The sequence below is a fragment of the Pseudomonas sp. AL10 genome, assembly GCF_029960685.1.
Classification (GTDB): domain Bacteria; phylum Pseudomonadota; class Gammaproteobacteria; order Pseudomonadales; family Pseudomonadaceae; genus Aquipseudomonas; species Aquipseudomonas lactis.
In genome coordinates this window covers 150,306-170,505 of sequence record NZ_JASBQZ010000001.1, presented here as the reverse complement: position 1 = coordinate 170,505, position 20,200 = coordinate 150,306, and the positions used below count along the sequence as shown (strand labels likewise).

Below are 20,200 nucleotides of genomic sequence, written 5' to 3'. Positions count from 1 at the left end.
GTTTTGCAGAATGCTTTTAGAGTTGCTTAGCGCAGGTTCAGGCTGAACCCCACCCGCGTCAGCCATTCGGCTTCCTGGGCGAAGTCGGCCTGGGTCAGCTGGTTTTCATCCAGCCAGCCTTTGGGGAACATCACTTCCAGGCTGTCGCCATCGGCGTGCAGTTTGACCTGGGGCATTTCCTGGGTGCCACGGATGTGGTGGAACAGGATTGCAAAGCGCAGCAGCGCACACAGGCGGATCAGCTTGATGCCGTCTTTACCGAACTCGGCAAACTTGTCCTTGGGAATATTGCGACGATGACCGCGCACCAACAGCGCGAGCATTTGCTGGTCTTCCCGTGAGAAACCGGCCAGGTCCGAGTGTTCGATCAGGTAGGCGCCGTGCTTGTGGTAATGGTAGTGGGCGATGTCCAGGCCCACTTCGTGCACCTTGGCTGCCCAGCCCAATAGCTCGCGCCAGACGCCGTCTTCCAGGTCCCAGTCCTCGGCCACCTGGTCAAAGGCGTGCAAGGCTTTGCGCTCCACACGGGCGGCTTGCTCCAGGTCGACGTGGTAACGCTCCATCAGCGAGCTGAGGGTGCGCTCGCGCACGTCTTCATGGTGATGACGGCCCAGCAGGTCGTAGAGCACACCTTCGCGCAGGGCGCCGTCACAGTGGTCCATGCGTTGCAGTTCGAGGGCGTCGAAGATGGCTTCGAGAATTGCCAGGCCCGCAGGGAAAATCGCACGGCGGTCGGGCTTGATGCCATCGAAGTCGATTTTCTCTGCATCCCCCAGCTTGAACAACTTGCGCTTGAGCCACGCCAAGCCCTCGGCGTTCACCTCGCCGGTGCCATGGCCACCGGCTTTCAAGGCCAGGCCGATGGCACGGATGGTGCCGGACGAGCCGATGGCTTCATCCCAGGTCAGTCGGTGCAAGGCGTGTTCGATGCTCATGATTTCCAGACGCGCTGCGGTGTAGGCCTGGGCATAGCGCGCCGGAGTGATCTTGCCATCCTTGAAATAACGCTGGGTGAAACTCACGCATCCCATCTGCAGGCTTTCACGCAGCAGCGGTTCGAAACGCTGGCCGATGATGAACTCGGTGCTACCGCCGCCAATGTCTGCCACCAGGCGTTTGCCGGGCGTATCGGCCAGTGTGTGTGACACGCCGAGGTAGATCAGGCGAGCCTCTTCACGGCCCGAGATGACCTCCACCGGATGCCCGAGGATTTCCTCGGCGCGATGGATGAACTCGTTGCGGTTGCGGGCCTCGCGCAAGGCATTGGTGCCAACGATACGCACTGCGCCAGGGGGCATGCCGTTGATCAGTTGCGCAAAACGCTTGAGGCAATCGAGGCCGCGCTGCATGGATTCTTCATTGAGCTTGCGCTCGTCGTCGATCCCGGCGGCCAGTTGCACTTTTTCGCCGAGCCGCTCAAGGATGCGGATCTCACCGTTCTGGGCCTTGGCCACGACCATATGAAAGCTGTTGGAGCCCAGGTCGATGGCGGCGATCAAGGACAGATTCTTGGCTTGGGATTGCGGCATGGTTTGAGGATCTCGGTCGATAACCTTGCCATCGTGCCACGATCGACCGCTGACGCCAACGCGTTGTGCTTCGGTAATTGGACCGATGCTGTCTGTAGGGAAATCTCTGGGAAGTGTAGGGCAGCTTCGCAAGCTTTAAACGAATAGGTAATCCGATACCGTGAGGCGTTTTAACTGTATGTCGTCGTAAGTTGTGTATGACATTGCTTACAGTGATCGGGGCTGTAGATCATGCGATTTCAGTCAGAGGACTACTTTGCTGATCGATTAAAGCCGTTGCCTAATTTAATACGGCCCACAGCAAATACCGTGTTGTCTGATTTTTTTGCCAGGCACCAAGGCGCCAGACTGTCATTCGGCAATTCTGCCTGGGTGTTATTTATTTATAGTTTTGTGTTACGGAAGATAAAGCGTTGAGCGACGGAGTCGCTAAAACCAAAATAAAGAACGCCTGTTAATTCCTAATGACAGGACGAGCATGAAAAAAATTATTGGATTAACCGTCGGTATGGTGTGCCTGGCTGCAACCCTCAATGCCCAGGCAACCACCAGTGCGCAGTTGGTCGTCAGGGGCACCATTACACCTGCTGCCTGCAACCTCAGCCTGGCGGGCAGTGGCATCATCGACTACGGCACGATTCGCTCGGGCGAATTGTCCCAAACAGCGTTTAACCCGCGCGAAGAGAGGACCACTTCGCTGGTGATCAATTGCGGCACCACGCCTGCCAGGTTCGGGCTCACGTTTACCGACCTGCAAGCGGGCAGCAAGGTGACGGGCATCCTCGGCGCGGGCTTCACCGAAGCACAGAACTATGGTTTGGGTATGGTGGGCGCCCGGCGTACCGGTGGCTATTCGGTCACTCTCAGGGACCTCAGGTCTTCCGGCACGACGCTGCTTCCAATCATGCGCACCGGTTTCGGGGCCTGGTACAACAGCGATGGCAAAATTGCGCAGTCGCCCAGCCAGTATTCTTGGCGTAATGGCGCGAGTATTACCCCTGCCGCTATCAGCCAGTTGACCGGCACGCTTGCGGTGAAAGCGGTGATCAACAAAGCTCAGGACCTGGATTTAAGTCGCGACATTTCCATTGATGGGCGCGCCACGCTTGTATTGAGTTACATCTAACTAACTGAAAACAGCCGATTAGGAAACTGACCCTTTCTCATTGGCTGTTTTTCTATGGGTGCGCGATTGCCAATCGTCAACGGCATGAGTTGAGGGGAATACCGAGTGCGTGGTTTTTTAATAAGTTGTGCGCTGCTGTGGCATCTTTTTTTCAGTGCTGTTGCCGCCGCCGACGGTATGTTGCCGGAAACAACAGTGGTGGTGCTTTATGAGGAAGACGGCGAAGCCACCTTGAGTATCAAGAACACCGATGCGGGGCCGGCACTGTTGCATTCCGTTGTTGAGAATGTGCCTGAAGACCTGGAGCCGCTACTGATTGTCACACCGCCTGTCACCCGTGTGGAGGCGGGGGATACGCAGCTTGTGCGCTTTATCAGCACCTTGAAACAGCCGCTCAAGACCCAGCGGCTCAAGCGCGTGTCGTTCGAGGGCATCCCTCAAGCGCGTGCTGCCGGTGGTGCGACCATCGGCATCACCCTGCGGCAGAATTTGCCGCTGATCCTGCACCCCCAAGGCCTGCCACGGCACCACACGCCCTGGGAGTTGTTGACGTGGAAGCGCGTCGGGGACCGGCTCAGCGTCCACAACGACAGCGCCTATGTAGTGCGCCTGGCGCCAGATGTGCAACTGCTGCCACAAGGCACGCTGGCGACATTGCCGCGCACTTACATTTTGCCAGGTGAGGCATTGGTGGCGAAGGGCGAAGGTCCGTTGGGCAATGTGGCTCAAGTAGAGATCCAGCCCGCCACGGTCTACGGGTTTTCGGTAGACAACTACCGAGCGCCGGTCATCACCGATGAGGGTTGATCGGTTCATGATGATTCGCTCCAGGCGTGGCATTCCGGGTAATTCCTGGCCCGGTCGATCCACGTTGTTCATCAGTTTTGCGGCGCTCTGGAGTTTACCTGGTATCGCGACCGCGCTGGAACTCGGGGAAGGGTTTGACCTGGCGGCCCTGACAACCCACGGCATAGACCCCAAGGTTGCCGATTACTTTCGCAGTGCGGCGCGCTTTCGCGAAGGTGTCCAGGTGGTGGGGTTACGGGTCAATGGCAACCCGCTTGGGCTGGTGGATGCTCAGTTTGGTCCACAGGGGGAATTATGTTTCACCCCTGGTTTACTGGAGAAAGCCGGGCTGGTTAAACCTGGCGCAATCCTGCAGCCAGGTGCCCGGCCAGGCCAGGCCTGTCATGATTTTCTCGGCGCATTTCCCGCCACGATGGTGCGCCTGCGTCCCGGTACCGACGAAGTGGTGCTGGTGGTGCCGACCCAGGCTTTGCGCGAACCCGAGTGGCAAAGCGGGGATTTTTCCCAGGGCGGCGCGGCAGCGTTGTTCAACTATGACGTGCTGGGTTACGACAGCCATTCGCGCAGCGGGCCCAGCCGGTTCGTGTCGGCTTATACCGAAGCGGGTTTCAACCTCGACGATTGGATTGTCCGCAGCCGCCAGTTCTATGTGTCGGACAACGGCCAGACCCGTACCGAACACTTGCACACTTATGCCCAGCGGGATATCGCCGGGTTGCGTTCGACGTTCCAGGCAGGCCAGCTCTCCAGTAATAACCCGCTGTTTGGCGGGATCCAACTGTCTGGCGTGCAGTTTTCCCCCGATGGGCAGTCCAGGACACCCGCAGGCGGCAATATCGCAGTGGTCGAGGGGTTGGCCCAAAGCCAATCGCGGGTCGAGATACGCCAGTCCGGTGTGTTGGTCCACAGTACGTTGGTGCCTGAAGGACCGTTCCGGCTGACGGGCTTGCCCCTGCTCAACGCCACCAGCGACCTTGAGGTCAGCGTGATTGATGTGCGGGGCGCCAAGCGCAGTTTCGTGGTACCGGCGGCATCATTCGCGGGGGCTGCCCCGGCGGCGCCTGGTTACTATTTATCGGTGGGCGAACTGCGCAGAACGGCGGGTGAGGAAGGGCCATCCCCGGTGATCGCCATGGGCAGTGGCACCTGGGGGCTGGGGAGTCATTCGTCTGCGGGTTTTGGCTTGTTGAGCACCGATGACTATTGGGCGGCAGGAGGGACCCTGAGCAGCGTGTTTTTCCAACGGGTTTCTGTCAACGCACGCCACAACCTGTCCCGGGACAGCCACAAGGCCGTGTCCGGCTCACGCAGCAGCCTGTCGCTGAGCAGCCCCGTCGGGGCCAATATCGACGTCAACCTCAGCGCCACCACCCAGACGCGTGGTTATCGCGAAGTCACGCAGGTGGGCCAGCCGCTCAGAGCCGATGATCTCAATTCGTACTTCAAAAACCAGTACACCGCAGGCGTGAGCTGGGCCGAACCCACGCTGGGCGTATTTTCTTTGAATTACACCCACAGCGCGCAATTTGGCGGGCAAACCAGCGAGCATGTGTTTGCCTCATGGAACAAGTCGTTTGGCCGGGCCGATGTGGCGCTGATCGCTGACTCTCAAGTGGGCGGCTCACGGGCTCGCCAAGACGCCAACTATGCCGGGAGCCGGCGTGATCGTGCGGTAGATAACGACGTGTCCCTGCGGTTGCAGGTCAGTGTGCCGCTAGGCGGCGATCGCCGTGTGAGCAGCTACACCAGCCGCCGTGGGGAGCAATTTACTGCCGGTACTGCACTGAGCGAACGGGTCAACGAGTATGTGAACTACGAAGTAGCGGTGGAGCGTGACATGCGGGCCCGGGAGCAATCGTTGCGTGGGCAAGTGGACGTGTTGCCACGCTATGCACGAGTGGGCCTGGGCGTCAGCCACGACCCGTTGGGTAGCAGCTACACAGGCCAGTTGCAGGGGGGTGTGGTGGCTCACGAAGGCGGGCTGACCTTTTCGCCGTACAGCGTGCAGGACACGTTCGGCATCGTCTCGGTCGGCGATATCGGCTCGGCGAAAGTCGAGACGCCACAAGGCCCGGTATGGACCGACTTCAGCGGCCAGGCGGTGATCGCCGGCTTGCCGGCCTACACCAACAGCCGCGTCCAGGTACAGACCCCTTCGTTGCCCAAGCAGGTAGACCTGAAAAACGGCACCCAGGTCATTGCGGCGGGCCGAGGCTCATTCAATCACGTGGATTTTGACGTGGTGAAAGTGCGCCGGATGCTGGTGACCGCCAACGATCAGCACGGCCGGCCATTGCCTCAGGGCGCCTCGGTGTTCGGCAAGGGCAACCGCTTCCTCACCAGCGTGGTGGGCGAGGGCATGATTTTTCTCAACGACGTTTCCGAGCTGCAAAACCTGAGGGTTTCATTGCCGGACTCTTCCACTTGCCTGTTGCACATTGACCCAGAGGCCAAGCCTGACAATGACAAATTCTATGAAGCTGCATCGGCGGTATGCCAGGGTGGTTAAGCGTACCAGCCTGCCCTTGGCGCTCTCATGCGTGCTGCTGGCAACGCTCGATGCGCAAGCTGAAAATTGTCGGCTTTCGCTGAGCCCGCCGCGCATCGACTATGGCGCAATACGCCGGGATGCAGTGGTCGAAAACGCCGCTGTGGTGCTGGCCACTCGCACGTTCAACCTGTCTGTGCTCTGTGTTGAACCGGCGGTAATGGCCCTGCGCTTTGTCGCAGCGCCTGCCGATGGGCAAGGGTTTCGGTTTGGTCGTGAGGGGCGTTTTCGCCTGCGTCTCAAGCATGCCCAGGTCGACGGGCGAGCTGTCGGCTGGGTGTCTGCTCAAGCGCCTGACGAGTCGGCCAGAGGCCAGTTATTACCCGGCCAGGCCTTGGTCGCGCGCGCCGCAGGTTTGCCGGTGGCAGGGCGGCGACTCACCGCCCAGGTCGATCTCGACACCGAACTGCCCTTCGAGGCGTTGATGGTACGCGGGGAGGCCAACCTTGAAGGGCTGGGCAGTTTCGAACTGATCAGCCAGGCTGTTCCACCGAGCCAATGAAGTTGGCGAGCTCAACTGTTTGCGGGTTGGCGAACAACACCTTCGGGTCACCGGTTTCATGCACCTTGCCCTGGTGCATGAACACCAGCTTGTCGCCGACCTCACGGGCAAAACGCATTTCGTGAGTCACCATGATCAGGGTCATGCCGTCCTGGGCCAGTTGGCGCACCACGCTCAGCACTTCATTGACCAGTTCGGGGTCCAGGGCCGAGGTGATCTCATCGCACAGCAACACCTTGGGCGACATGGCCAGGGCGCGGGCAATGGCGACGCGCTGTTGCTGGCCGCCGGACAAACGATCGGGAAAGGCGTCGAATTTTTCGCCCAGCCCGACCCGGTCCAGCATCTGCCTGGCCAATTCGGCGGCCTTGGCCTTGGGCACTTTCTGCACCACTTGCGGCGCCAGCATCACGTTCTCGCCCACGGTCAGGTGCGGGAACAGGTTGAATTGCTGGAACACCATGCCGACCTTCTGCCGCAGGCTGCGCAGGTCGGCGCGGGCGGCGTCGAGGTATTCGCCATCGACTTCGATGACGCCGTCGTTGATCGACTCCAGGCCATTGAGGGTGCGCAGCAAGGTGGACTTGCCCGAGCCGCTGCGGCCGATGATCGCCACCACCTGGCCTTCGTCCACCGTCAGGTCGATGCCCTTGAGTACGTGGTGATCGCCGTAATACTTATGCAGGGCAGAAATTCTAAGCAGAGGCATGCAGTCTCCTTTCCAGGTAGCGCGCACTGAGGGACAAGGGGTAACAGAGCAAAAAGTAACCGAGGGCCACCAGGCCGTAGACCATGAAGGGCTCAAAGGTGGCGTTGGCGAGCATGCCGCCTGTCTTGGTCAGTTCGGTGAAGCCGATGATCGAGGTTACGGCGGTGCCTTTGACCACCTGCACCGAGAAGCCCACCGTCGGCGCGACAGCAATACGCAACGCCTGAGGCAAGATCACATAGCGCAGTTGTTCAAACGGGTTGAGGGCCAGGCTGGCCGAGGCTTCCCATTGGCCGTGGGCAATGGAGTCGACGCAGCCGCGCCATATTTCTGCCAGGTAGGCGCTGGTAAACAGGGTCAAGGCAATCGCCGCTGCCAGCCAGGGCGATATGTCCACGCCAAGCAGGGCAACGCCGAAAAATACCAGGAACAGCTGCATCAGCAACGGCGTGCCCTGGAACAGTTCGATATAGGTGCGGGCCATATTGCGTGGGAACGCTTTGCGGCTGATACGCAGGGTCATCACCAGTAAGCCGATCAGGCCGCCGCCCACAAACGCCACCAATGACAGCAGCAGCGTCCATTGCAGGCCGGTCAGCAGGTTGCGCACGATGTCCCAGAACGAAAAATCACTCATCGGCTGTTCCTCATGACAAACCGTCGGCCGATCCAGTTGAGCAATTGGCGAATCATCAGCGCCATGCACAGGTACACCAGGGTGGTCAGGGCATAGGTTTCAAAGGCGCGGAAATTACGCGACTGGATAAAGTTGGCGGCAAAGCTCAACTCTTCAGTCGCGATCTGCGAACACACCGCCGAACCGAGCATCACGATGATGATCTGGCTGCTCAGGGCCGGCCACACCTTGCCCAGGGCCGGCAGCAGCACCACATGGCGGAACGCCTCGAAGCGCGTCATTGCCAGCGCCGCGGCCGCCTCCAGTTGCCCGCGTGGGATGGCCTGGATGCCCGCACGGATGATCTCGGTGGAGTACGCCCCCAGGTTGATCACCATCGCCAGCACGGCGGCTTGCCACTCGGTGATTTTCAACCCCAGGGACGGCAGGCCGAAGAAAATAAAGAACAGTTGCACGAGGAACGGCGTGTTGCGGATCAACTCGACATACACCCCAAAAATCCACGCAAACGGCTGGATCTTCCACGCCCGTACCACGGCACCGACGGTGCCCAGGGCCACTCCGAGGACGGCGCCAATAGCCGTCAGCTCAAGGGTGAACAGCGCTCCGCGCAGCAGCAGGTCGGTATTGGCCAGCACCGGCACAAAGTCGAATTGATAGGCCATCTTTGAGCTCCGCGTCAGAGATCGGCAGGCAGCGGTTCTTTGAGCCACTGCATCGCGTTTTTCCCAAGGCTGCCGTCAGCCTTGGCTGCCACCAGGATCTGGTTGACCTTTTCCAACAGCGCCGGCTCGTTCTTGTTCACGCCCACGTACACCGGCGAGTCCTTGAGTTTCACCTTCAGTGCCGGTACGCGTTTGGGGTTGCGTTCGCTGATGGCCACCATGACCACGTTGCCGCTGGCGATCAGGTCCACTTGGCCGGCCAGGTAGGCGGCGATGGTGGAATTGTTGTCTTCAAAGCGCTTGATCGTGGCTTCCTTGGGCGCTACCGCGGTCAGCTCGATGTCCTCGATGGCGCCACGGGTTACGCTGATGGTCTTGCCCTTGAGGTCGTCGAGGCTGACGATGGCGGCGTCAGGCGGCCCAAACACGGCAAGGTAGAACGGCGCGTAGGCGTTGGAGAAGTCGATGACCTTTGCGCGCTCGGGGTTCTTGCCCAGGCTGGAAATCACCAGGTCGACTTTGCCAGTGGTGAGGAACGGGATGCGGTTGGTGCTGTTCACCGGGGTCAGTTCCAGCTTGACCTTGAGTTGGTCGGCCAGCAGCTTGGCGGTGTCGATGTCCAGGCCCCGGGGTTGCATGTCCGGACCCACCGAACCAAACGGTGGGAAGTCCTGGGGCACGGCAACCTTCAGGGTGCCCCGGGCGACGATGTCATCCAGACCATTCGCCTGGGCGGGTGCCTGGCTCAGCATCAGGCTGGCAAACAGGGCAGTGAGCAGGGCGCTGTAGCGCTTGGTCATGGCAACTCTCCGAAAATGGCGAAGGAATTTTCTGAGTTTGCCCAGTGCACAGCCCATGCCAGCACTGCTCGGATCGTCTGCAAGGCTGATGGTTGTTGAGGTGTACAGGTCTTACTGGTCTGAACAGTGGCCAGGGATTTCGCACCCTTTTCGAGCGTCGGCAAAAAGCGGCGAGCCCCTTTGGGGCGTGGCTTGCAGCCGGCCCTGAATAGTTTTACAACGGTCACACACGCTATCGGGAACCCTGAGCTTTTTATGAATTCCATTGCCCAAGCCGTACCGGAAGCGGCCTTTCAGGCCATCCGCAAACTGATCAAGGAGCAGGGCTTCGGGCCGGGCGACGCGTTGCCGTCCCAGCGCGACCTGGCCCTGCAATTGGGGGTGAGCCGGGCGTCGTTGCGTGAGGCGCTGTCGTCCCTCAGCGCTTTGGGCGTGGTCAGCGTGCAGCCGGGCAAGGGCGTGTTTGTGCAGGACGTGCAAGAGGCGCCGGGGTTCGCCTGGCCCTTTGCGGCGCAGGCCACGCCGCCGGATATCTTCCAGTTGCGCTACGCCTTGGAGGGGTTTGCGGCGGGCTTGGCAGCGGTGACACTAACCCTCGATGCATTGGACAGCCTGCAAGACAATGTTCAAGTCATGCGCAAAGTGCTCAAGGCGGGCGATTTCGAAGCGGCTGCCCGCCTGGACTTCGAGTTTCACCAGCGCATTCTGCTGGCCAGCGGTAACCAGGCCATGGTGAGCATCCTCAGCGCCAGTGCCGAGGTGTTTCTGGAAAGTCAGAAGCTACCGTTCATCCGGCCGGAACGGGCCATGGAAACCTGGCAGGAACATCGCAGAATCCTGCGCGCCCTGGCCCGCCGCAGCAGTACGGCGGCGCAGAAAACCATGCAGGAACATATACGTAATGCAGCGTTGCGCACGGGCATTGCGTTCGTGACGCCCGCTACGCCGTGACGGGGTCATACCCACACTCATTCAAGTTCATAGCAAGACTCAATCAGACGCGGCTTCCTGAACAGGGGAAGGGCGGCTATGATGGGCAACGTTTTTTTTGCTTACAATCCGGAGACATCCATGAGCAGCGATCTTATCAAGCACGTCACCGACGCGACCTTTGAAGCCGAAGTCCTCAAGGCTGACGGCCCGGTGCTGGTTGACTACTGGGCTGAATGGTGCGGCCCTTGCAAAATGATCGCTCCGGTCCTGGACGACATTGCAACCACCTATGCAGGCAAGCTGACCATTGCCAAGCTGAACATCGACGAGAACCAGGAGACCCCGGCCAAGCATGGTGTGCGTGGTATCCCGACCCTGATGCTGTTCAAGAACGGCAACGTCGAAGCGACTAAAGTGGGCGCGCTGTCGAAGTCCCAGCTGCAAGCTTTCCTCGACGCGAGCATCTAAGCGTCGTCAAAAAAGCCCCGCAAATTGCGGGGCTTTTTCGTGAAACAGGGCTAGACGCTCCGAAATCCAGGTGGTACATTCGGCCCCGCAGTGGTTTCTCCACTGCCCCCTGCAAGCCGTCGCCGACGCATTCCTTTTCGATTAGTACGCGATCCTGTCGCCTTCTCTGCGGCGCGGCCTCATTAAGCCAAAAGCTTAATTTCCCCCCTCCATAAATGATTACGTCATTCCTATATGAATCTGACTGAACTCAAGCAAAAGCCGATTACCGACCTGCTCCAACTGGCCGAAGAAATGGGCATAGAAAATATGGCCCGTTCGCGCAAGCAGGACGTGATTTTCTCCCTGCTCAAGAAGCACGCGAAAAGCGGCGAGGAAATCTCCGGTGATGGCGTGCTGGAGATTCTCCAGGACGGCTTCGGCTTCCTCCGCTCTGCAGACGCGTCCTATCTCGCCGGCCCAGACGATATCTACGTCTCGCCGAGCCAGATCCGTCGCTTCAACTTGCGCACCGGTGACACCATCGTTGGCAAGATCCGTCCTCCGAAGGAAGGCGAGCGTTACTTCGCCCTGCTCAAGGTCGACACGATCAACTTCGATCGCCCCGAGAACGCGAAAAACAAGATTCTCTTCGAGAACCTGACTCCGCTGTTCCCGACTGTGCGCATGAAGATGGAAGCCGGTAACGGCTCCACCGAAGACTTGACCGGCCGTGTGATCGACCTCTGCGCTCCAATCGGCAAAGGCCAGCGTGGCCTGATCGTCGCACCGCCGAAAGCCGGTAAGACCATCATGCTGCAGAACATCGCCGCGAACATTGCACGTAACAACCCTGAAGTTCATCTGATCGTGCTGTTGATCGATGAGCGTCCGGAAGAAGTGACCGAAATGCAGCGCACCGTGCGCGGCGAAGTGGTTGCCTCGACGTTCGATGAGCCGCCAACCCGCCACGTGCAGGTTGCCGAAATGGTGATCGAAAAGGCCAAGCGCCTGGTCGAGCACAAGAAAGACGTGGTGATCCTGCTCGACTCCATCACCCGTCTGGCCCGTGCCTACAACACCGTGATCCCGAGCTCCGGCAAGGTGCTGACCGGTGGTGTCGATGCCCACGCCCTGGAGAAACCGAAGCGTTTCTTCGGCGCTGCGCGCAACATCGAAGAAGGCGGCTCGCTGACCATTATCGCCACCGCGCTGGTTGAAACCGGCTCGAAGATGGACGAAGTGATCTACGAAGAGTTCAAGGGTACCGGCAACATGGAACTGCCTTTGGACCGTCGCATCGCTGAAAAGCGTGTGTTCCCTGCGATCAACATCAACCGCTCCGGCACTCGCCGCGAAGAGTTGCTGACCGCAGACGACGAACTGCAGCGTATGTGGATCCTGCGCAAGCTGCTGCACCCGATGGACGAAGTTGCGGCCATCGAGTTTCTGATCGACAAGCTGAAAACCACCAAGACCAACGACGAGTTCTTCCTGTCGATGAGACGCAAGTAATACAGCGTTTCAGGTCCAAAAAAATGGCGTCCTTAATGGGGCGCCATTTTTTTTGCGTCGAGATTCTGCGATTTTTGTGGCATAAGTATCCGTTAAGTAACAAAAATTGACGCGTGACTTCGCTCATCCCTTTCGTCGCAGACTGACCACATTCTTATGACCACCCTTGCTTACCGCAGAGACATCGACGGCCTGCGTGCCATCGCTGTCCTTGCAGTCGTGTTGTTTCACTTTGGTGTACCTGGCATTACTGGCGGTTTTGTTGGCGTTGACGTGTTTTTCGTCATTTCCGGCTTTCTGATCACGTCAATTATTTGGCGTGAGCGTCAGGCCGGCCGCTTCAGCTTCATCGACTTCTGGGCCCGCCGCGCCCGCCGTATCTTGCCGGCCCTGTTTGTGATGATCGCGGCGACGCTGGCAGTGGGTTGGTTTCTGTTGGCGCCCAAGGACTATGAAGAGTTGGGGCGGTCTGCGCACTATCAGGTGACCTTTACCTCGAACCTGCTGTTTTCACGCCAGCACGGCTACTTTGATGCCTCATCCGACATCAAGCCATTGCTGCATACCTGGTCGCTCGCAGTAGAAGAGCAGTTCTATATTTTCTTCCCGTTACTGCTGACCTTGCTCTCCAGTCGCTTGAAGCACTGGCGCCTGGCATTGTTCGCGGTGCTGCTGGTGTCGTTTGGCATGAGCGTCTGGGCGGTTCAGCATGAGCCGCAGAAAGCTTTCTTCCTGTTGCACCTGCGGGCCTGGGAACTACTGGCCGGTGCGATGCTGGCGGTGCAGCCCAAGCGTGAATGGCGCGCCTCGCCGGCCTTGGCTCAAGGGGTCAGCCTGGCTTCGCTGGCATTGATCCTCATCGCTGTATTGGGTTACGACGCGAAAACGCCGTTCCCAGGCGCGACCGCGTTGTTGCCTGTGCTGGGTGTGGTCGGGTTGATCTGGGCCAACGGTCAGCAACAGACCTGGGTCGCTCGCCTGTTGGGCACGCGGATCATGGTGGGCGTCGGGCTGATCTCTTATTCCTGGTACCTCTGGCACTGGCCGGTATTCGTGTACGCCAACTATGCCGCGGTGGATGGCTTGAGTGCGCTGGAACTGGCGGGGCTGATGCTGCTTTCGCTGGTGCTGGGCTATCTGTCCTGGCGCTTCGTGGAAACGCCGTTCCGGGAAAAACGTTTGCTGGCTTCGCGTAAGGCGATTCTGGCGTCAGCCATGGTCGGCATTCTGGGGCTGGGCTTCACTGGCCTTGCGATACGCGAAGCTGACGGCGTGCCTTCGCGCTTGTCCGAACAGGCGTTGCGTTTTGCCCAGGCCAAGAAGTGGAGCCCTGACCTGCTGGCGTGCATGGCCGACAAAGATACGCCCGATGAACGCTTGTTCTGCCATTTCGGCCCCAAAGGCCAATCGGTTTCAGCGTTGGTATGGGGTGACAGCCACGCCACCGCGCTGATACCGGCACTCAAAGAGGGCGCTGATCGCCACGATATCAGCCTGGTCGAAGCCAGTTTTGCCGGCTGTATTCCTCTCGATGGCCTGGAAAATATTGCCCGCTGCGCGCATTTCAACCGTCGCGTCGAGAAGGCCATGGCTGAGCAGACGTTCAGCGATGTGGTGTTGGCCGCCCGCTGGAGCCTGTATGTGTATGGGCAAATGTCCGGTGACAAGGAGCATGCGCTCAAGGACCCTGGCACCGGCCAGTATGTGCGTGCCGTCGCCGAACAACGCTTTGCCCAGGGCCTGCGCGAGCGCATCCAGGGCTTGCGCGCTGCCGGGCACAAGGTCTGGCTGGTCAAGGAAGTGCCGCTGCAGGAAATCATCGTGCCTTACCGTCTCAGCCGCCTGGCCATGATGAACCGGCCCGTGGACGGTGAAGGGCTGGCCGTGGCCGAGCATGTGAAGCGCCAGGCCTTTATCACGCACTTGTTTGATGAATTGGCGGCTGCCGACAGCGGTGTCGCGGTGCTGGACCCCGCGCCATTGCTGTGCGGCGCCGATGGGTTGTGCCGGGTCGAACTCAATGGCCGCGCGCTGTATACCGACGATAACCACCTTTCAGACGTCGGTGCGCGACACATCGAAGCCTTCCTGGAGCCGTTGTTCAGTTCCTTGCAATCACGCGGATTGACGGCCAATTAAGCTGCCAGCCGCCCTCAGAGCAGGTAGGATGTACGCCTATTTTACGGGTGGCATGGTTAATGAAATTCAAGGATCTTCGGGATTTCGTGCAGCAACTTGAGCAGCGCGGAGAGTTGAAACGTATCCAGATGCCGATTTCTCCGGTGCTGGAAATGACTGAGATTTGCGACCGTACCTTGCGCAACAAGGGCCCGGCGCTGTTGTTCGAAAACCCGACCGGCTTTGATATCCCGGTGCTGGGCAACCTGTTCGGTACTCCCGAGCGCGTGGCCTTTGGCATGGGCGCCGAGTCCGTCAGCGAGCTGCGTGAGATCGGCAAGCTGCTGGCCTTTCTCAAGGAGCCCGAGCCGCCCAAGGGCTTGAAGGACGCCTGGTCCAAACTGCCGATCTTCCGCAAGATCATCGCCATGGCCCCCAAGGTGGTCAAGGACGCGGTGTGCCAGGAAGTGGTCATTGAAGGCGATGATGTCGACCTGGCCATGCTCCCGGTGCAAACCTGCTGGCCCGGCGACGTCGGCCCGTTGATCACCTGGGGCCTGACTGTCACCAAGGGCCCGAACAAGGATCGCCAGAACCTCGGTATCTACCGTCAGCAAGTCATTGGCCGTAACAAAGTGATCATGCGCTGGCTGAGCCACCGCGGCGGCGCCCTCGACTTCCGCGAGTGGTGCGAGAAGCATCCCGGCAAGCCGTTCCCGGTGTCCGTGGCCCTGGGTGCTGACCCTGCGACCATCCTCGGCGCAGTGACACCCGTACCTGACAGCCTCTCCGAGTACGCCTTCGCCGGCTTGTTGCGCGGTAATCGCACGGAGCTGGTGAAGTGCCGCGGTAACGACCTGCAAGTGCCGGCCACCGCCGAAATCATTCTTGAAGGCGTGATTCACCCAGGTGAAATGGCCGATGAAGGCCCGTACGGCGACCACACCGGTTACTACAACGAAGTCGACAGCTTCCCGGTGTTCACCGTCGAGCGCATCACCCACCGGGTCAAGCCGATCTACCACAGTACCTACACAGGCCGTCCGCCCGATGAGCCGGCCATCCTCGGCGTGGCGCTCAACGAAGTGTTCGTGCCGATCCTGCAAAAGCAATTCCCGGAAATCACCGACTTCTACCTGCCGCCCGAGGGCTGTTCGTACCGCATGGCCATCGTGACCATGAAGAAGTCGTATCCGGGGCATGCCAAGCGGGTAATGCTCGGTGTGTGGTCGTTTTTGCGACAGTTCATGTACACCAAGTTCGTTATCGTCACCGACGACGACATCAATGCCCGGGACTGGAACGACGTGATCTGGGCCATCACCACGCGCATGGACCCCAAGCGCGACACGGTGATGATCGACAACACGCCCATCGACTACCTCGACTTCGCGTCGCCGGTATCGGGCCTTGGCTCGAAGATGGGCCTGGATGCCACGCATAAGTGGCCGGGCGAAACCACGCGTGAGTGGGGCCGGGTGATCGTCAAGGATGAAGCCGTCACGGCGCGGGTCGATGCGATCTGGAAAGAATTGGGAATAGATTGATGCGTGTAACCCTGCAACCTTCCGGTGCTGTGCTGGAGCTGACCCCTGGCGAGCGAATCCTCGAGGGCGCCCGTCGCCTGGGCTATGAGTGCCCTCAGGCCTGTCGCAATGGCGTGTGCCATGTCTGCGCGGCGTTGCTGGTGGAGGGCCGGGTACGCCAAGCCGGGGAAGTGCGCGATCATGGTGAGTTCTACACCTGCATCGCCGAGCCCCTGGAAGACTGCATTGTGTTGTGGGATGGCGTACTGGCGCCAGGAGAGTTGCCGTTGCGCAAATTGTCATGCCAATTGATCGAGTGCGTGGAAGTCGGCGGCGATGTCTGGCGTGTGCGCCTGCGCGCCCCGGCCGGTAAGGCGGTGCGTTACCACGCCGGGCAATACTTGATGCTCGAACGGGAGAACGGCGAAAAGTCGGCGTTTTCTCTGGCTTCTGCGCCCCATGCCGGGCGTGAGTTGGAGCTGCATGTGCTGGTGCGCGAAGACAGTGCGCGCAACCTGATCGAACAATTGCAGCGCAACCAGATGGCTCGTGTGGAACTGCCGTTCGGTGACACCCACCTGGCCGAGTTGCCGGACGGGCCGCTGGTGCTGATGGCCGCCGGTACCGGTATGGCGCAGATGCACAGCCTGATCGAGCACTGCCGCGCTTCGGGTTTCAAGCACCCGGTGCACCTGTATTGGGGCGTACGGCGCCCGGAAGATTTCTACCAGATCGAGCACTGGGATCAGTGGCTGCAATTGCCCAATCTGTTCCTGCACAAAGTGGTCAGCGACCTGTGTGGCTGGGAAGGGCGCTGCGGTTTGCTGCATGAGGTGGTGTGCGAAGACATTGCCGACCTCAACACGGTACATGTCTACGCCAGCGGCTCACCGGCGATGATTTATGGCACCTTGGATGCATTGGTCGACGCCGGTATGGATGCTCACCGGATGCGCGCTGACGTGTTTGCCTACGCCCCAAGGCCCTGAGCGGAGTAAAAAAACTCTCGGTTAAACATCCATCAAACTGTGGGAGCGGGCTTGCTCGCGAATGCGTTGTACCAGTCACCGGATGAGTTGGCTGACCCACCGTATTCGCGAGCAAGCCCGCTCCCACATTGGGTGGTGTTCGCTCAGAATCGTAACCCCGTCGTCACCATCGCTGCATTGAACCCCAGCAACACCAACTCCGCCGCGACCGGTCCGTAGTGGGTACCCACGGATGGAATGATCACTGGCGCTACGCCAAAACGATTCAATGGGATCTTGTCGCGATACTCGCCGCGATAGCCCTGGATCAGCCCGCCGGTCAACTTCGCATACACCGGATAGTCGGCCATGTCATAGCGCTTGCCCGCATAGGCGTAGTACGAGCGTTGGCGGAACGAGTTGCGAAAGGTCACCCCGCCATACACCAGGCCCGACGCCTCATTGCGCTCCAGGCTGATCAAGTCCTGCTTGTTGTTGTGTTGCGGGTCGGGTGCAAAGTGCCGGGTGTAGATGCTGGTCTGGGCGTACCAGAAGCCTTTGTCGTCAGTGACCGTTGGCGTTTCGCTAGCCAGTGCTGTGGTGGCCTGGGCAAGCAATAGCAGGCCAGGCAATCGAAATTTTTTCATGGGCGACCTCGGTAGTCGATTTGATGAGCGGCTAAGTGGGTCGTTATAGGCGCGTCAGTTTGACGGCTTGGCACCCGCCCAGGCTGAACCGGGGCTGAAAGTACCGGGATTAGCCGCGTGGATCCTGACGAATGGGCGAGCGTGCTTATGCTTTTGCTTATTCTTTTAAGGTATTTATTCTGGTTGATAAATATCTTTAAGCTATATCGAAACGGACTACCGACTTCATCGACCATAACCAGATACTGACCGCCACCGCCCGCCAGCCGGATCGATCGTACGAACTTCGCGCATTGCAGTTCTATTTTTGATTCAAAGGGGAGCGGTATGGGCAGCGACAGGAAACACGCGCTACACACGGCGATTTTGTCGGCAAATTTGCTGACCGTTGTGGGATTCAATCCAGTTCTGGCAGACGAAACTTCTGCGGTTGATGCACCTAAACTCGACACCGTGATCGTCACCGGCACCCGCGCCCAAGAGCGCACCGCCAGTGCATCGCTGTCGCCAATCGACGTAATCTCCGGTGAAACCCTGCGCAGCACCGGCTCCGATGAGCTGGGTGCCGTATTAGCGCGCCTGATTCCGTCGATCAACTTCCCCCGACCAAGCCTGGTGGACGGCGCCGAACTCGTGCGTCCGGCGCAGTTGCGCGGCTTGTCGCCGGACCAGGTATTGGTACTGGTCAACGGCAAGCGTCGCCATACCAGTGCCTTCGTCAATCTGGGCGGTGCGGTTGGGCGCGGTTCGGCTCCGGCAGACTTGAATGCCATCCCGCTGTCGGCGGTGGACCATATCGAGGTGCTGCGCGACGGCGCTTCTGCCCGTTACGGCTCCGATGCGATCGCCGGGGTGATCAACGTGATCCTCAAGCACGCCGACCATGGCGGCTCGGTTTCCAGCAAGTTTGGCGAGTACAAAAAGGGTGACGGCATCCAGCGTAATGTCAGCGGTAATACGGGCCTGGCATTGGGCGACAATGGCTTTATCAACCTGTCTGCCGAAGGCGCCGACAACGATTACACCAACCGCGCCGGCAACGACTACCGCCCCGGCAGCATCGGCTCTACTACTTACGGCCAGCGTGTGTTCCGCCAAGGTGAGCCGGCCACCAATGAAGGCAAATTCCAGTTCAACTCGGAGTATGCCTTCAACGATGCCGCCGAGTTCTACACCTTCGGTGGCTACAGCAAGCGGCGCGGTGAAACGGCAGCCTTCTACCGGGCAAGCAACGCGTCCAACAACATCAAGGCGCTCAACCCCAACGGCTACCTGCCACTGATCAAAGGCAACCTGGAAGACACCTCGCTGGTAGTGGGCTTGCGCGGCCTGCTGGCCTACGACTGGCATTACGACTTGTCGGCCAACTACGGCAAGAACCAGTACGAATTGGGGACTGAAACCATCAACACCTCACTGGGCCTGGCGACGCCGCGTAAATTCAATAACGGCACACTGAGCAACGATCAGAAGCAAGTCAGCCTGGACCTGTCCCGTGAATTCGATGTGGGCTTTCTGCCGTATCCGGTCTCTGTGGCGTTCGGCGGTGAGTACCTGCATCAGGGCTATGAAATCGAGGCGGGCGAGCCCGCGTCCTATTACCAGACCGGCAGCTCCGGCCTGGGTGGTTTCCGCGATGCCGATGCCGGTACCAGCACGCGGCATAACTGGGCGCAGTACCTGGACCTGGAAACCAACTTCACCGAAAAGCTCAGCGCCTCGGCTGCCGTGCGCCATGAGGATTACAGTGACTTTGGTTCCAACGTCAGCGGCTCGCTGTCGGCCCGCTACGACTTCACCCCCCAGGTGGCCGTGCGCGGCAGCATCTCCAACGGTTTCCGTGCGCCGTCCCTGGCCCAGCAGAATTTTGCCTACACCTCATCGCAGTTGATCGGTAGCACCATCCAGGAAGCCGGCACCTTCCCGGCCAACAGTCAGGTCGCGCGCCTGCTGGGTGCCGAAGACCTCAAGGCCGAAAAGTCGCGCAACTACAGCCTCGGCCTGGTGCTCGAGCCGGCCGATGACCTGACCGTCACGCTCGATGTGTACCGCATCGACATCCGCGACCGCATCAGTCTGTCGTCCAACCTCAATCTCAACCCGGCCACGGTGGCCTACCTGCAAGCCAATGGCGTCGGCAATATCAACTACACCACGGCCCGTTACTTTACCAACGCCACGGACACCAGCACCGATGGCGTCGATCTGGTAGCCAACTATCGCTACCAGCTCGATAACGGCATTCGCTGGAACAGTACCGTGGGCTACAACTACAACCACACCAAAGTCACCGACGTGAAAGCCAACCCCGCGATTCTCGACAGCCTGGGGGCCAACCTGGTGCGGGTGGACCGCCGCGAGCGTATCGGTTTGCTGGGCGATACCACGCCCCAGCACAAGCTGAGCCTGGGCAATGACTTCACCTTCGGTAATTGGGCGCTGCACACTAACCTGGTGCGCTATGGTGAGTTCACCAGTTATCAGACGGACAAGGTCAACGATCAGACCTTCAAGGCCGCCTGGGTGCTGGACCTGTCGGCGGATTACAAGTTGAAGAACTGGACCTTCACCCTGGGTGGCGACAACGTCACCGATAAGTACCCGGAGAAGGTTAACGCCTTCGCCAGCAGCGGCGGCAACCTCGCCTACAGCACTTTTTCGCCGTACGGTTACAGCGGCGCGTTCTATTACGGTAAAGTCGCTTACAACTGGTAACACACAGG

Annotated in this window: 17 protein-coding genes; 11 read left to right on the top strand and 6 right to left on the bottom strand. The window is 59.7% G+C overall.

Annotated features, from left to right (window positions below):
- Nucleotides 1–26: 26 nt before the first annotated feature.
- Nucleotides 27–1,529: an exopolyphosphatase gene (gene ppx, locus QK296_RS00825; RefSeq protein ID WP_003195352.1), complete on the bottom strand. Its 1,503-nt coding sequence runs from the start codon at nucleotides 1,527–1,529 to the stop codon at nucleotides 27–29.
- A 478-nt stretch (nucleotides 1,530–2,007) separates the two neighbouring features.
- Between ppx and QK296_RS00820 the strand changes: the two genes are divergently transcribed.
- The 4 genes from QK296_RS00820 (at nucleotide 2,008) to QK296_RS00805 (ending at nucleotide 6,512) form a co-directional block, all read left to right on the top strand.
- Complete coding sequence (locus QK296_RS00820; RefSeq protein WP_282390487.1) at nucleotides 2,008–2,655, top strand: DUF1120 domain-containing protein; 648 nt, start codon at nucleotides 2,008–2,010, stop codon at nucleotides 2,653–2,655.
- Nucleotides 2,656–2,760: 105 nt separating this feature from the next.
- Nucleotides 2,761–3,462 (top strand): fimbria/pilus chaperone family protein, encoded by a 702-nt coding sequence (locus QK296_RS00815; RefSeq protein ID WP_206666379.1) that lies wholly within the window; start codon nucleotides 2,761–2,763, stop codon nucleotides 3,460–3,462.
- A gap of 7 nt (nucleotides 3,463–3,469) precedes the next feature.
- Nucleotides 3,470–5,971: a fimbria/pilus outer membrane usher protein gene (locus QK296_RS00810; RefSeq protein WP_282390486.1), complete on the top strand. Its 2,502-nt coding sequence runs from the start codon at nucleotides 3,470–3,472 to the stop codon at nucleotides 5,969–5,971.
- On the top strand, nucleotides 5,937–6,512 hold the full coding sequence (locus QK296_RS00805; protein ID WP_232964698.1) for a hypothetical protein: 576 nt from the start codon (nucleotides 5,937–5,939) through the stop codon (nucleotides 6,510–6,512). The genes QK296_RS00810 and QK296_RS00805 overlap by 35 nt, the downstream gene beginning before the upstream one ends.
- Here QK296_RS00805 and QK296_RS00800 read toward each other — a convergent pair.
- The 4 genes from QK296_RS00800 to QK296_RS00785 are packed head-to-tail and all read right to left on the bottom strand — an operon-like array spanning nucleotide 6,484 to nucleotide 9,323.
- Nucleotides 6,484–7,221 carry an amino acid ABC transporter ATP-binding protein gene (locus QK296_RS00800; RefSeq protein ID WP_034134034.1) on the bottom strand — a complete coding sequence of 246 codons (738 nt, stop codon included), beginning with the start codon at nucleotides 7,219–7,221 and terminating at the stop codon, nucleotides 6,484–6,486. The two genes, QK296_RS00805 and QK296_RS00800, sit on opposite strands and share 29 nt — an antisense overlap.
- Nucleotides 7,208–7,858: an amino acid ABC transporter permease gene (locus tag QK296_RS00795; protein WP_003195341.1), complete on the bottom strand. Its 651-nt coding sequence runs from the start codon at nucleotides 7,856–7,858 to the stop codon at nucleotides 7,208–7,210. The genes QK296_RS00800 and QK296_RS00795 overlap by 14 nt, the downstream gene beginning before the upstream one ends.
- Complete coding sequence (locus QK296_RS00790) at nucleotides 7,855–8,523, bottom strand: amino acid ABC transporter permease (RefSeq protein ID WP_003195339.1); 669 nt, start codon at nucleotides 8,521–8,523, stop codon at nucleotides 7,855–7,857. Before QK296_RS00790 ends, QK296_RS00795 begins: the two co-directional genes overlap by 4 nt.
- A gap of 14 nt (nucleotides 8,524–8,537) precedes the next feature.
- Entirely contained in the window at nucleotides 8,538–9,323 is a 786-nt protein-coding gene (locus tag QK296_RS00785) for a transporter substrate-binding domain-containing protein (protein ID WP_003195337.1), read from the bottom strand.
- Between the two features lie 255 nt (nucleotides 9,324–9,578).
- Between QK296_RS00785 and QK296_RS00780 the strand changes: the two genes are divergently transcribed.
- From QK296_RS00780 to QK296_RS00755, 6 genes are all read left to right on the top strand, one after another.
- Nucleotides 9,579–10,274 (top strand): FCD domain-containing protein, encoded by a 696-nt coding sequence (locus tag QK296_RS00780; RefSeq protein ID WP_282390485.1) that lies wholly within the window; start codon nucleotides 9,579–9,581, stop codon nucleotides 10,272–10,274.
- Nucleotides 10,275–10,394: 120 nt separating this feature from the next.
- Entirely contained in the window at nucleotides 10,395–10,724 is a 330-nt protein-coding gene (trxA, locus tag QK296_RS00775) for a thioredoxin TrxA (RefSeq protein WP_003195333.1), read from the top strand.
- A gap of 234 nt (nucleotides 10,725–10,958) precedes the next feature.
- Nucleotides 10,959–12,218 (top strand): transcription termination factor Rho, encoded by a 1,260-nt coding sequence (gene rho / locus QK296_RS00770; RefSeq protein ID WP_282390484.1) that lies wholly within the window; start codon nucleotides 10,959–10,961, stop codon nucleotides 12,216–12,218.
- 156 nt (nucleotides 12,219–12,374) lie between these two features.
- Nucleotides 12,375–14,357, top strand: a complete 1,983-nt coding sequence (locus tag QK296_RS00765) for an acyltransferase family protein (RefSeq protein WP_034134032.1) — start codon at nucleotides 12,375–12,377, stop codon at nucleotides 14,355–14,357.
- A 59-nt stretch (nucleotides 14,358–14,416) separates the two neighbouring features.
- A complete protein-coding gene (gene ubiD / locus QK296_RS00760) occupies nucleotides 14,417–15,883 on the top strand; it encodes a 4-hydroxy-3-polyprenylbenzoate decarboxylase (protein WP_003195329.1) in 1,467 nt (488 codons plus the stop codon).
- Nucleotides 15,883–16,851, top strand: coding sequence for a CDP-6-deoxy-delta-3,4-glucoseen reductase (locus tag QK296_RS00755; RefSeq protein ID WP_282390483.1), 969 nt, complete (start codon nucleotides 15,883–15,885; stop codon nucleotides 16,849–16,851). Before ubiD ends, QK296_RS00755 begins: the two co-directional genes overlap by 1 nt.
- Before the next feature lie 143 nt (nucleotides 16,852–16,994).
- Here QK296_RS00755 and QK296_RS00750 read toward each other — a convergent pair whose 3' ends face one another.
- Nucleotides 16,995–17,477: a sn-glycerol-3-phosphate transporter gene (locus QK296_RS00750; RefSeq protein ID WP_282390481.1), complete on the bottom strand. Its 483-nt coding sequence runs from the start codon at nucleotides 17,475–17,477 to the stop codon at nucleotides 16,995–16,997.
- 327 nt (nucleotides 17,478–17,804) lie between these two features.
- On the opposite strand from QK296_RS00750, the gene QK296_RS00745 reads away from it, so the two are divergent.
- Complete coding sequence (locus tag QK296_RS00745; protein WP_282390480.1) at nucleotides 17,805–20,192, top strand: TonB-dependent receptor; 2,388 nt, start codon at nucleotides 17,805–17,807, stop codon at nucleotides 20,190–20,192.
- Nucleotides 20,193–20,200: the final 8 nt, after the last annotated feature.